Origin of the sequence: Streptomyces sp. NPDC056361, assembly GCF_042262805.1 — a bacterium.
Classification (GTDB): Bacteria; Actinomycetota; Actinomycetes; order Streptomycetales; family Streptomycetaceae; genus Streptomyces.
Window position 1 is genome coordinate 1 of record NZ_JBHJQI010000196.1, and the last position, 11,699, is coordinate 11,699.

Sequence of the window (11,699 nt, forward strand, 5' to 3'; positions counted from 1 at the left end):
GTTCGGACCGGCCCCCGCGAAGGCGTGGGCATCAGGACGATGCCTCAGTGCATGACGGCCATGGCGAGCGCGCGGCGGGCGCGCAGCGAGACGCGCTCGGCGCGCCGCTGCATGCGCCGGGCGGCGACCAGGCGCACGGCCTGGCGTTCCGCTTCGGCCTCACGCTGTCGCTCGTGCATATGGGCACGGGCCAGGGCTTCTGGGATGAGTTGCATTTCACGGGTCCTGTTCTGACGCGCGGTGTGCGCGGCGGCGGGGGAGAAGACTGGGGTCGCGGAGCCGAACGGCTCACTTGCGGACGAGGTCATCGGGGCCTGCTTCTGGGGATCGTGCGTGAGGGGGCGGTCGATGGTTCCGGTGGCGCTCATGCCGCGACCGGGTTCTTGCGCGGACGGCCACGGGGCCGCTTGCGGGCGACGACCACGCCCTGGACGAAGAGCTCGCCACCCCAGACGCCCCAGGGCTCGCGACGCTCCTTGGCGCCGGCCAGGCAGGCGGCGACGAGCGGGCAGGTCTGGCAGAGGGACTTCGCGTACTCGACGTCGGCCGGGGACTCCGCGAAGAAGACCTCGGGGTCGTAGGCGCGACAGGGGACCGGGACGCCGAGGTTCTCGATGGCGTCGTCGAGCGCGGTGAGCGCGGTGAGGGGGGTGACGGGGGTCAAAGCGGGGTCCTCCGTGAGGCCGGGCAGGGGGATCGAATCGGAATGCGGTACGGACGGGGCGTGCGCTTCGAGTTGCACGGTGGTCTTTCCTCGTCTGGTCGTTCCGGCCTGTTGGCCGGGGTTTCGGCTGGTACCGGGTGTTTCTTTCCCGAGGCCCCTTCGCTCCGTCATCCCCGTTCGGGGACAAACAGAAGGGCCGCGGATCCCGGGTGGGGTTCCGCGGCCCTGAAGGCGCCGGTCTGATCCTGGATCAGACTGGATCACTCCAGGGTTCGAGCCCACGGAAGGCCCACATCGTGTGGTGGTGCATCGTCGTCTGCTGCTGGGTGCCGGCACCGGTCGCCGCAAAGCCATACGCCGTGGCCTTGCCTGCTGCTCCTGCTTCCAGTGCCTTGGTCGGTCGCTCATTGCGCCGCTCCACGGCGACCATGCCGAGACCGGAGAGACCGGTGACGGGCAGGCCGGCGACGGGCAGACCGGTGCCGATGAGAACCGAGGCGGAGAGGCCGAGGGTGCAGGCGGAGACGACCGAGCGATCGGTCATTTTGGCCGTGCCGAAGACGCCGGCGGCGCTGACGATGCTGGCGGTGCTGGTCTGAATGTTGCTGCTGATCACTGGAATCGCCTCCTCTCGGCGTCTCGGAGGGCTCGGGGTGAGCCGGACCCTCGTATGTATATGTGGACAAGTACAGCACGAAGACAGGGCTTCGAAGAAGCCGCTGTTTCCGTGGTTAAGAACCTATGGCGCTTGACGGGGCAGGCGCAAACTATTTTCTCGACGAGTTTTCATCGGACTTCGTCGTCGTCCGCGCTTCCCTCCCCACCTGCGCAGATGGCCAGGACGTCGGCTCCGAAGCGGTCCAGCTTGCGGACGCCGACGCCGGAGATCGAGGCGAGCTCCCCGTCGGTGGCGGGGACCCGCTCGGCGATGGCCATGAGCGTCTTGTCGGTGAAGACGCAGTAGGCGGGCTGGGCCAGCTCCCGCGCCTGCTCGGCGCGCCAGTCGCGCAGCCGCTCGTACAGGCCCTCGTCCATGTCCGAGGGGCAGTCCTCGCAGCGCATGAGTTTCATGGCGCCCGCTTCGGTGAGGGTCGCGCCGCAGACCCGGCAGAGCACGGGGCCGCGCACCTTGCGCCGCCCGGGGCCGGCGCCCCGCTCGATGCCGCCGCGGCCCGCGGTGGAGGCGGAGCCGAGCGACCCGGAGCCGGGGCGCAGCCCCTTGAGGAAGCGGCTGGCGCGGCGGGAGGCCCGGCCGCCCGGGGAGCGGGAGAGCGCCCAGGAGAGCGTGAGGTGGAGCCGGGCGCGGGTGACGCCGACGTACAGCAGGCGGCGCTCTTCCTCGACCTGCTCGTCGGTCTTGGCGTACGTGATCGGCATCATGCCCTCGGTGAGGCCGACCAGGAAGACGGCGTCCCATTCGAGGCCCTTCGCCGCGTGGAGCGAGGCGAGGGTGACGCCCTGGACGGTCGGGGCGTGCTGGGCGGCAGCCCGCTCGTCGAGTTCGGCGACGAGGTCGGAGAGGGTGGCGCCGGGCCTGGCGCGGGCGAAGTCCTCGGCGAGCCGGACGAGGGCGGCCAGCGACTCCCAGCGGTCGCGGACGGCGCCGGAGCCGGCGGGCGGCCTGTCGGTCCAGCCCTTGGTGGAGAGGACGGCCCTGACCTGCGCGGGGAGGTCCTCGGCGTCGTCGAGGAGGGAGTCGTTGCGCCCGGCGCGGGCGGCGCCGCGCAGGGCGACGCCCGCCTCCCGCACCTCCTGGCGCTCGAAGAAGCGCTCGGCGCCGCGGAGCTGGTAGGGCACTCCGGCGTCGGCGAGGGCCTGCTCGTACACCTCCGACTGGGCGTTGATCCGGTAGAGGACGGCGATCTCGCCGGCCGGGACGCCGGCGGCGATGAGGTCGCGGATGCGGCGGGCGGTGCCCTCGGCCTCGGCGGGCTCGTCGGCGTACTCCGTGTAGGCCGGATCGGGGCCGGGGTCGCGCTGGGAGATCAGTTCGAGACGGTGCTCGGCGGCCCGGCCGCGGGCCTGGCCGAGCAGGCCGTTGGCGAGGTGGACGACCTGGGGGGTGGAGCGGTAGTCGCGGACGAGTTTGACCACCGTGGCGCCGGGGTGGCGGGTGCGGAAGTTCAGCAGGTGGTCGGGGGTGGCGCCGGTGAAGGAGTAGATGGTCTGGCTGGCGTCGCCGACGACGCAGAGGTTGTCGCGGTCGCCGAGCCAGAGGTCGAGCAGGCGCTGCTGGAGCGGGGAGACGTCCTGGTACTCGTCGACCACGAAGTGCTGGTACTGGCGGCGGATCTGGTCGGCGATGTCGTGGCGGTCCTGGAGGATGCCGACGGTGAGCAGCAGCACGTCCTCGAAGTCGATCACCGAGCGGTCGCGCTTCAGCTGCTCGTACATGGCATAGATCTGGCCGATCTCGGCCGGGTCGCGGGGGGCGTCCCTGACGGACTTGGCGACGACGGCGGGGTAGTCGGCGGGGACGGTCTGGGTGACCTTGGCCCACTCGATCTCGCCGGTGACGTCCCTGAGCTCGTTCCGGTCGAGGCGGACGCGGCAGCGGGCGGCGGCCTCGGCGACGAGCTGGACCTTCCGCTCCAGGAGCCGGGGCAGGTCGCCACCGACTGCTTTCGGCCAGAAGAACTGGAGCTGGCGGAGGGCCGCGGAGTGGAAGGTGCGGGCCTGGACGCCGCCGGCACCGAGCTCCCGGAGGCGCCCGCGCATCTCGCCCGCGGCGCGGTTGGTGAACGTGACGGCCAGCACGCTGGCGGGCTGGAGTATGCCCGCCCGCACCCCGTACGCGATCCGGTGGGTGATGGCCCGCGTCTTGCCCGTGCCGGCGCCCGCGAGGACGCACACCGGACCGTTCAGGGCCAGCGCGACCTCGCGCTGCTCCGGGTCGAGCCCGTCGAGCACCGCGTCTGCCGTCTCCGGGACCTGCGGGAAGAGAGTGGAGTGCGTTGCTGCTGTCACTCCGCCATGCTGCCAGGTTCGGCGGGGTCGGTGCGGAGGACTGTCCACAGGCCGGTGGCTCCGGTCATACGAATTCCGGGAATGGGAGGGCGGGGCCGTACGTTCTTCTTCTCGGCAACCGTCAGCGAACAAGAGGAGCGCCTCGCCATGCAGGGCACTGTGACGATGTACAGCACCACGTGGTGCGGCTACTGCCGTCGGCTGAAGAGCCAGATGGACCGCGAGGGCATCGCGTACACCGAGATCAACATCGAGCAGGACCCTGATTCGGCCACGTTCGTCGAGAAGGCCAACGGCGGCAACCAGACCGTCCCGACCGTCCTCTTCCCGGACGGCTCGACGCTGACGAACCCGTCGCTCGCGCAGGTCAAGCAGAAGATCGGCGTCTGAGCGGGGCTTCCCCTCGACGCGCACCCGGATCCCGCGCAACGGATCCGGCGCACCCGAACCCCCGGCCGGCGACCGCCCGGCCGGGGGTTCGTCGTCGCCGGGGCGGGGCGGGGCGTCGGGGCGCGGCCGCCGTCAGGGAGCGGTCAGGACCATCAGGTCGTAGCGCTCGTCGACGGGGACCGGGCCGGTGGCGCGTTCGCGGCGGGCGTCGGCCGCGAGGTGGTCGAGCCCGTCCTCGAACTCCGCGGGACTGAGGCGGCCGAATTTCGACTGCGGGCGGGCGGTCAGCCGCGCGTGGTACGTGCGCAGGTCCTCGGTGACCGGGCGGGCGAAGGACGTAACCTTCAGCACCGTGAAGCCGGCGCCTGCGAAGTCCCCCACGAGGTCGTCCGCCGAGGGGAAGCGCTCCCGGTCGAGCTCGCGCAGCCGCGGCCAGTAGTCGTAGACCAGGGCGTCGAGGCGCTCCCGGAACGTCGTGCGGACGACCACCACTCCCCCGGGCCGCAGCACGCGGGCCAGTTCGCGGGCCGCGCGGGGACGGTCGGGCAGGTGGTGGACCACCCGGGACAGCAGCGCGAGGTCGAACGCGCCGGAGCGGAGGGGCAGCGCCTCGGCGTCGCCGCGCAGATAGCCCACCCCGGGGTGGCTGTGGTGGCGCACGGCCTCGGCGAGCATCGCCGCGGAACGGTCGACTCCGACCACCGTCGACGGGGCGAGCCAGCGGGCCGCGGCGGCGCAGAACATGCCCGTGCCGGCGCCGACCTCCACGATCGCGGGGGCCGGCCGGTCCGTGAACGACCCGATCAGCCGGGTCCAGTCACGGAGCGACGCCTCGGGCATCTCGTTGCCCCGCTGGTACGCGCCCGCCAGCCGGTCGTCGTCGTACACCCTGTCCCGTGTCATGAGCGGCATCGTGCCAGAGGGGGTCAGACCACGTCACCGGGCTTGGGCAGCGGCTTGCCGTACCAGCGCTCGATCAGCCGGGACGCGATCGAGATGCCGTACGGGGGCACCACCTCGCCCGACTCGAAGGCGGCGGCCAGGTCGTCGCGGGAGAACCAGCGCGCCTCGTGTATCTCCTCGCCGTCCACGGTGATCTCCGAGGAGGTGGCCCGGGCGAAGAAGCCCAGCATCAGGCTGGACGGGAACGGCCAGGGCTGGCTGGCGATGTACTCGACCTCGCCGACCGTGACGCCGGCCTCCTCGAAGACCTCGCGGACGACCGACTGCTCGATGGACTCGCCGGGCTCGACGAAGCCGGCGAGCGTGGAGAAGCGGCCCTCGGGCCAGTGGACCTGGCGGCCGAGCAGCGCCCGGTCCTGGTCGTCGGTGACGAGCATGATCACCGCGGGGTCGGTGCGCGGGTAGTGCTCGGCGCCGCAGGCCTGGCAGCGGCGGATGTGGCCGGCCGCGGCGATGACCGTGCGCTCGCCGCAGCGCGAGCAGAAGCGGTGGAGGCGCTGCCAGTTCTCCAGGGCGACGGCGTGCACCATCAGGCCCGCGTCCCGGTCGGAGAGCAGCAGCCCGGCCTCGCGCAGCCCGGCGGGGCGGGCGGACTGGTCCATGCGGCCGGGCAGGGAGTCCTTCTGGAGCGCGAAGTAGGAGACGCCGTCGGCGTCGGTGCCCAGGAAGTAGCGGTGGGTCTCGGTGACGGGGGCCTCGAACGCCGGCGTCATGACCAGCTCGGTCGTGCCGTCGGGCCGGTCGTCGATCAGCACCTGGCCCCCGGAGACCACGAAGACCCGGGTCGTGGGGTGGCTCCAGGCCGCCGCGAGCCACGCCTCGTCGAGGCGGTGGTGGGCCGCCCGGTCGATGCCGCTCGGGGCGGTGAGCGAGATCGGGCGGTCCGCGGACGCGTTCTTCAGGGTGCTCACAGGTGCTTCCAACTCCCCCGGATCGGTGTGTGGGTTCAGCGCTCGGCGAGGGCGGCGGGCAGGTCGCCCCACAGATGAGCGGTCGTCTCGACGCCCTTCATGAGGAGATCGAGCTCGATCTTCTCGTTGGGGGCGTGCCAGCCGTCGGACGGGACGGAGATGCCGAGGAACAGGACGGGTGCCTCCAGGACGTCCTGGAGGTCGGCGGCCGGTCCGGACCCGCCCTCGCGGGTGTAGCGGACCTTGGCGCCGTCGAAGGCCCGGCTCATGGCCCCGGCCACCGCCTTGAGGGCGGGGTGGCCGAGGGGGGTGAGGCAGGGGCGGGTCGGGGCGCCGAAGACGATCTCGTACCGGATGCCGGCCGGGACGAGTCCGGCGAGCCAGTCCCGTACGGCGAGCTCGATCTTGGCCGGGTCCTGGCCGGCGACCAGCCGGAAGGACAGCTTGAGGTGGGCGGAGGCGGGGACGATCGTCTTGCCGCCGGGGCCCTGGTAGCCGCCGCCGATGCCGTTGACCTCGGCGGTGGGACGGGCCCAGACCCGCTCCAGGGTGGAGAAGCCGGCCTCGCCGAGGGTGCCGTGGGACTTGGCCGTGCGCAGCCAGGCCACCTCGTCGAAGGGCAGTTCGGCGACGAGGGCCCGCTCGGCGTCGGAGAGCTCGGTCACCCCGTCGTAGAAGCCGGGGATCGCCACGTGCTCGTGCTCGTCGTGGAGGGCGGCGACGATCCGGCCCGCGACGGTGGCCGGGTTCGGGACGGCGCCGCCGAAGGAACCGGAGTGGATGTCCTGGTCGGGGCCGTACAGCTCGATCTCGCAGTCGGCGACCCCGCGCATGCCGGTGCACACGGTGGGGGTCGTCTCGGACCACATGCCGGTGTCGGAGACGATCACGACGTCGGCGGCGAGGCGCTCGGCCCGCTCCTCGACCAGGGCGCGGAAGTGCGGGGAGCCCGACTCCTCCTCGCCCTCGACGATCAGCTTCAGGTTGACGGCGGGAGCCGTGCGGCCGGTGGTGGCGAGGTGGGCGCGGACGCCGAGTGTGTGGAAGAACACCTGGCCCTTGTCGTCGGCCGCCCCGCGCGCGTACATCCGGCCGTCGACCACGGTCGGCTCGAAGGGGTCCGTGTGCCAGCCGTCCTCGCGGGCCGCGGGCTGGACGTCGTGGTGGCCGTAGACGAGGACGGTCGGGGCGTCCGGGTCGTCGGAGGGCCACTCGGCGAAGACCGCCGGGGCGCCGTCGGTCTCCCACACCTCGACGGTGGTGAAGCCGGTCTCCGTGAGCTTGGCGGCGAGCCACTCGGCGCTGCGCCGTACGTCCCCCGCCCGGTCGGGCTGCGCCGACACCGAGGGGATGCGCAGCCACTCGGCGAGGTCGTCGAGGAAGGCGGCACGGTGCTGGTCGATGTACGTGCGTACGGCGTGGACGGCGCTGTCCGGGGTCTCGCTCATGCCTCCGAGCCTATCCGGCGTCCGGGGGTGCCCCGCCCAGCAGGATGGCCTCCAGCTCGGCGCGGCCCGGCAGGCGGGTGGGACGGGCCACCTCGCCCGTCCGGACGTACACGAAGGCGGCGGCCACCTCCTCGGGCGCGAGGCCGTGCTGCTCGGCCCAGGCGAGGCGGTAGAGGGCGAGCTGGAGCGGGTCGGCGGTGCGGTGCCGGCTGGTCTTCCAGTCGACGATCTCGTACGCGCCGGTGTCCGGATCCCGGTAGACGGCGTCGATCCTGCCCCGGACGACCCGGCCGCCGAGCGAGAGGTGCACGGGGACCTCGACGCGGTACGGGGTGCGGTGGCCGTACGGGGTGCGGGCGAAGGCCTCCTTGAGTTCGTCGAGGTCCCGCTCGTCCAGGATCTCTGGCTCGCCCGCGAAGTCCTCGCCGCCGGGGAGGTCCTCCGGGCCGAGGAACGGCAGCGGCAGCTCCTCGAAGCGCGACTCCACCCACGCGTGGAAGCGGGTGCCCCGGCGGGCCGCGGGCTGCGGCGCCTTCGGCATCGGGCGCGCCAGCTCCTGCGCGAACCCGTCCGGGTCCTCGGCGAGCCGGAGGACCTGGGAGGCGGAGAGGTACGCGGGCAGGAGGACGTCGCGGGTGGTGGCGCGGGCGCGGCGGAGCTCGGTGGTGAGGGAGGCGAGGTCGCGGTCCCAGGAGGCGATGGTCCGGGCGTCCTCGGGGGTGGGTTCGGGAGTGGCCTCGGGGTACGCCTCCGAGGGCGCGGCCTCGGGCGCCCTGGGGGCCGGGACCGCGTCCGCGTGGGTGTCCTCGGGGAGGGTCTCCTCGTCCTCGTCCCAGACGGGTTCGTCCTCCTCCGGCCAGAGGTCCTGGGGGTGCGGGTCCTGGAGGTGCCCGTCCTGGGGACGCGGGGCCTGGGGGTCGGGCGCCGTGCGCGGGAGGTTGTGCCCACCCTCCTCCGGGCTCCGCCCGGGGGTGCCCCCGTCGCCCTGCGGAACGATCGCCCGCAACCGGGCGCGGACGAGCTCGGCCGCCTCCTGGCGACGGTCGTACGCCTCCGCGTCCAGCGGGAGGGGCCAGGCCTGGTCCTGGTCCGATTCGGCGAGGGTCGGGTTCCGGGCGTCGGGGGCCGGTTCGTCGGACCAGGACTCGATGTCGCCGTGGCCGAGGGCGCAGTGGTCGTACAGCTCGCGGAGGAAGTCGGAGGGGCCGCGGGGCTTCTTCTGGGAGGGGCCCCACCAGTGGGCGGAGCCGAGGAGGAGCGAGCGGGGGCGGGTGAAGGTGACGTAGCCGAGGCGGAGCTCCTCGGTGTGCTGGTGGTCCCGCATCTCGTTCTTGAAGGAGGCGAGGGACTTGGCGTCCCAGGCGTCGATCCGCGGCAGCGTGGGCGCGTCGCCGCGGAGGGCGTGCGGGAGGACCTGGGGCTGGGAGGTCCAGGACTCGCGGGCCCGGGCGCTGGGGAACTGGCCGGTGACCAGGCCGGGCACGGCGACGACGTCCCATTCCAGGCCCTTGGACTTGTGGGCGGTGAGGACCTTGACGGTGTTCTCGCCGCCGGGGAGGGCACTGTCGAGGCCCTTCTCGAACTGGACGGCCGTGCGCAGGAAGCCGAGGAAGGCGAGCAGGCTGGCCTCGCCGTCGAGGGAGGCGAAGCCGGCGGCCAGGTCGAGGAACTGGCCGAGGGTCTCGCGGCGGCGGGCGGCCAGCGCGTGCGGGGAGGCGGAGAGCTCGACCTCCAGGCCGGTGGCGGTGAGGACGCGGTGCAGGACGTCCATGAGCGGGTCGGCGAGCGAGGTGCGCAGGGCGCGGAGCTCGGTGGCGAGGCGCGCGAAGCGGACCCGGGCCTCGGCGGAGAACGCCAGGCCGTCGTCCTCGGCGCCGCCGGCGCCGAGGAAGGTGTCGAGGGCGTCGGCGAGGGAGACGACCTCGGCCGGGTCCACGCCCTCGACGGCGGCGGCGAGCCGCTGCTCGGGGTCCGGGGCGTCGCCGCCCCGGTGGACCAGGAGGCGGGCGCGGCGGCCGAGGAGGGCGAGGTCGCGGGGGCCGATGCGCCAGCGGGGGCCGGTGAGGAGGCGGACCAGGGCGGCGTTGGCCCCGGGGTCCTGGAGGACCTCGCAGACGGCGACGAGGTCGGCGATCTCGGGCAGGTGGAGGAGGCCGGAGAGGCCGACGACCTCGACGGGCACGTCACGGGCGACGAGGGCCGCGTGGACGGCCGGGAAGTCGCCGGCCGTCCGGCACAGGACGGCGATCTCGCCGGGCTCGCGGCCGGTGCGCACGAGGTGGGCGAGGGAGTCGGCCAGCCAGTCGATCTCCTCGGCGTGTGTGGGGAGCAGGGCGATGCGGACGCTGCCGTCCCGCTCGGCTCCCGGTGCGGGGCGCAGCGCCTCCACGCCCGCGTGCATGGCGCGCAGGGGGGCGGCGAGCCCGTTGGCGAGGTCGAGGAGGCGGCCGCCGCTGCGCCGGTTCTCGGAGAGGGAGTAGCGGTCGGCGGGGCGGCCGTCGGCGTGCGGGAAGTGCTCGGGGAAGTCGTCCAGGTTGGCGACGGACGCGCCCCGCCAGCCGTAGATGGCCTGGCAGGGGTCGCCGACGGCGGTGACGGCGTGCCCGGTGGGCCGGCCCTCGGTGCCCTGGCCGAAGAGCCCGGAGAGGAGGAGCCGCTGGGCGACGGAGGTGTCCTGGTACTCGTCGAGGAGGACGACCCGGAACTCCCCGCGCAGGATCTCGCCGACCTCGGGCCGGGTGGTGGCGAGCTCGGCGGAGCGGGCGATCTGGTCGCCGAAGTCGAGGAGGTCGCGGGAGCGCTTGGCGGCCCGGTAGCGGACGACGAGGTCGAGGAGTTCGCGGCGGGCGGCGGCGGCCTCGGGGACCTTGCGCAGTTCGGCGTTGCTGAGCCGGGCTCCGGCGAGGGCGGTGAGCAGCTCGGAGTCGTACGCGTGGAGCCGCTCGGGCGGCACGAGGTGCTCGGCCAGCTCGGCGTCGAGGGCCAGGAGGTCGGTGATGAGGGTCGGGAAGGACCGGGTGAGCGCCGGATACGGGCCGGGGGCCTCGCGGAGCACGCGCGCGGCGAGCTGGTAGCGGGTGGCGTCGGCGAGGAGCCGGGAGGTGGGCTCCAGGCCGATGCGGAGGCCGTGGTCGGTGAGGAGCTGGCCGGCGAAGGCGTGGTACGTGGAGATGCGGGGCTCGCCGGGAAGGTAATAGGGGTCGGCGGGAACCGCCGTCGTGGAGGGGTGGTGGCCGGGCGACGGGTGGGCCGGGTCGATGACGTCGGGGTCGGTGACGCCGGCACGGACGAGGGCGGTGCGGACGCGCTCGGCGAGTTCGCCGGCGGCCTTGTTGGTGAAGGTGAGGCCGAGGACCTGCTCGGGGGCGACCTGGCCCGTGCCGACCAGCCAGACCACCCGGGCGGCCATCACGGTCGTCTTGCCGGAGCCGGCTCCGGCCACGACGACCTGCGGGGCGAGCGGCGCGGTGATGCAGGCCGTCTGCTCCGGGGTGAACGGGATGCCGAGGAGCTCTTTGAGCTGCTCGGGGTCGGTGATGCGTGCGGTCACCCCGAAGAGGCTAACGGGGCCGACTGACATTCCGGACCCGGACCGCTCCCACCTGCGGTTCTCAGGAACGGGTCACGCGGGTGTGCCCTGGTCGAGCTTGGTCAGGTCCACCGTCTCGTCGGCGGGCGGGACCTTCACGACGACCGGCTTGTCGTAGTCGGAGAGGACCATCGCGCCGGGCTCGTCGCCGCCGGCCTTGACCATCTTCAGGATGTACGGCTTGCCTTCCCGGGCGACGGAGACGGTGGTGGTCTCGGCGCCGGTCCGCTTCACGAGGGTGGCGACGGGGGTGCCGTCGACCTCGCCGTCGGGGCCGCGGGTCATTCCGCTGCGCTCGTCCTTGTCCTCGCCGAGGTCGGCGAGGAGCGACTTCAGGTCGCAGACGCTGCCGAGGTCGTCGCTGCCGGCCTGTCCCGGGCCGATCTTCAGCCAGCGGCCCTTGAGCAGCTCGATCGTGGCGTCGATCTGCGCCTCGGGCATGCCCTGGGAGGTCATGGACGCCCGCCAGAAGGCCTCGTCGCCCTTCATGTACGTGATGTCGTCGATCTTGCGGAGCTCGGCGGTGCCGCCCTTGATCTTCATCAGGCCGGTGCACTCGTCGTGGTCGTTGACGGCGAAGTCGATGTCGACGGGCTGGCCGTCGGTGGAGACCCGGCCGGTCATGCGGAGCGAGGTGGCGGACTGGGTCGCGGTGACGGCCCGGTCGGCGATCTCGTCGGCGGTGAGGCCGGTGAAGGGATCGGGGGAGGGCGCGACGGCGGCGGCGCGCGGCGGGCCGTCGGCCGCCGCCCAGGCCGCCGCCGGCG

At 73.4% G+C, this 11,699-nt stretch carries 10 protein-coding genes; 1 reads left to right on the plus strand and 9 read right to left on the minus strand.

Annotation, left to right across the window (positions count from 1 at the left end; all coding sequences use genetic code 11):
- Positions 1 to 44: 44 nt before the first annotated feature.
- The 4 genes from ACFCY7_RS37060 to ACFCY7_RS37075 all read right to left on the minus strand — a co-directional run bounded on the left by ACFCY7_RS37060 (position 45) and on the right by ACFCY7_RS37075 (position 3,631).
- On the minus strand, positions 45 to 368 hold the full coding sequence (locus ACFCY7_RS37060; RefSeq protein ID WP_376490481.1) for a hypothetical protein: 324 nt from the start codon (positions 366 to 368) through the stop codon (positions 45 to 47).
- Positions 365 to 742: a WhiB family transcriptional regulator gene (locus ACFCY7_RS37065; RefSeq protein ID WP_376490482.1), complete on the minus strand. Its 378-nt coding sequence runs from the start codon at positions 740 to 742 to the stop codon at positions 365 to 367. Before ACFCY7_RS37065 ends, ACFCY7_RS37060 begins: the two co-directional genes overlap by 4 nt.
- A 172-nt stretch (positions 743 to 914) precedes the next feature.
- Positions 915 to 1,280, minus strand: coding sequence for a hypothetical protein (locus ACFCY7_RS37070; protein ID WP_376490483.1), 366 nt, complete (start codon positions 1,278 to 1,280; stop codon positions 915 to 917).
- A 170-nt stretch (positions 1,281 to 1,450) separates the two neighbouring features.
- On the minus strand, positions 1,451 to 3,631 hold the full coding sequence (locus ACFCY7_RS37075; RefSeq protein WP_376490484.1) for an ATP-dependent DNA helicase UvrD2: 2,181 nt from the start codon (positions 3,629 to 3,631) through the stop codon (positions 1,451 to 1,453).
- A gap of 147 nt (positions 3,632 to 3,778) precedes the next feature.
- Between ACFCY7_RS37075 and ACFCY7_RS37080 the strand changes: the two genes are divergently transcribed.
- Entirely contained in the window at positions 3,779 to 4,021 is a 243-nt protein-coding gene (locus ACFCY7_RS37080) for a mycoredoxin (RefSeq protein WP_367822419.1), read from the plus strand.
- Positions 4,022 to 4,153: 132 nt separating this feature from the next.
- Here the strand turns inward: ACFCY7_RS37080 and ACFCY7_RS37085 are convergent, their stop codons facing one another.
- From ACFCY7_RS37085 to ACFCY7_RS37105, 5 genes are all read right to left on the minus strand, one after another.
- A complete protein-coding gene (locus ACFCY7_RS37085) occupies positions 4,154 to 4,924 on the minus strand; it encodes a methyltransferase domain-containing protein (protein ID WP_376490485.1) in 771 nt (256 codons plus the stop codon).
- 23 nt (positions 4,925 to 4,947) lie between these two features.
- Positions 4,948 to 5,895, minus strand: a complete 948-nt coding sequence (nudC, locus tag ACFCY7_RS37090; protein ID WP_367822422.1) for an NAD(+) diphosphatase — start codon at positions 5,893 to 5,895, stop codon at positions 4,948 to 4,950.
- Between the two features lie 35 nt (positions 5,896 to 5,930).
- Positions 5,931 to 7,343, minus strand: a complete 1,413-nt coding sequence (locus tag ACFCY7_RS37095) for a dipeptidase (protein WP_376490486.1) — start codon at positions 7,341 to 7,343, stop codon at positions 5,931 to 5,933.
- A gap of 10 nt (positions 7,344 to 7,353) precedes the next feature.
- Complete coding sequence (locus ACFCY7_RS37100) at positions 7,354 to 10,893, minus strand: UvrD-helicase domain-containing protein (RefSeq protein WP_376490487.1); 3,540 nt, start codon at positions 10,891 to 10,893, stop codon at positions 7,354 to 7,356.
- A gap of 72 nt (positions 10,894 to 10,965) precedes the next feature.
- On the minus strand, positions 10,966 to 11,699 hold a 734-nt coding region (locus ACFCY7_RS37105), incomplete at its 5' end, for a hypothetical protein (RefSeq protein WP_376490488.1).

Excerpts from the sequence above, each read along its gene's own strand:
- ACFCY7_RS37080 (WP_367822419.1), top strand. The coding sequence starts at position 3,779 with ATGCAGGGCACTGTGACGATGTACAGCACCACGTGGTGCGGCTACTGC.
- ACFCY7_RS37095 (WP_376490486.1), bottom strand. The coding sequence starts at position 7,343 with ATGAGCGAGACCCCGGACAGCGCCGTCCACGCCGTACGCACGTACATC.
- ACFCY7_RS37060 (WP_376490481.1), bottom strand. The coding sequence starts at position 368 with ATGAGCGCCACCGGAACCATCGACCGCCCCCTCACGCACGATCCCCAG.
- ACFCY7_RS37085 (WP_376490485.1), bottom strand. The coding sequence starts at position 4,924 with ATGACACGGGACAGGGTGTACGACGACGACCGGCTGGCGGGCGCGTAC.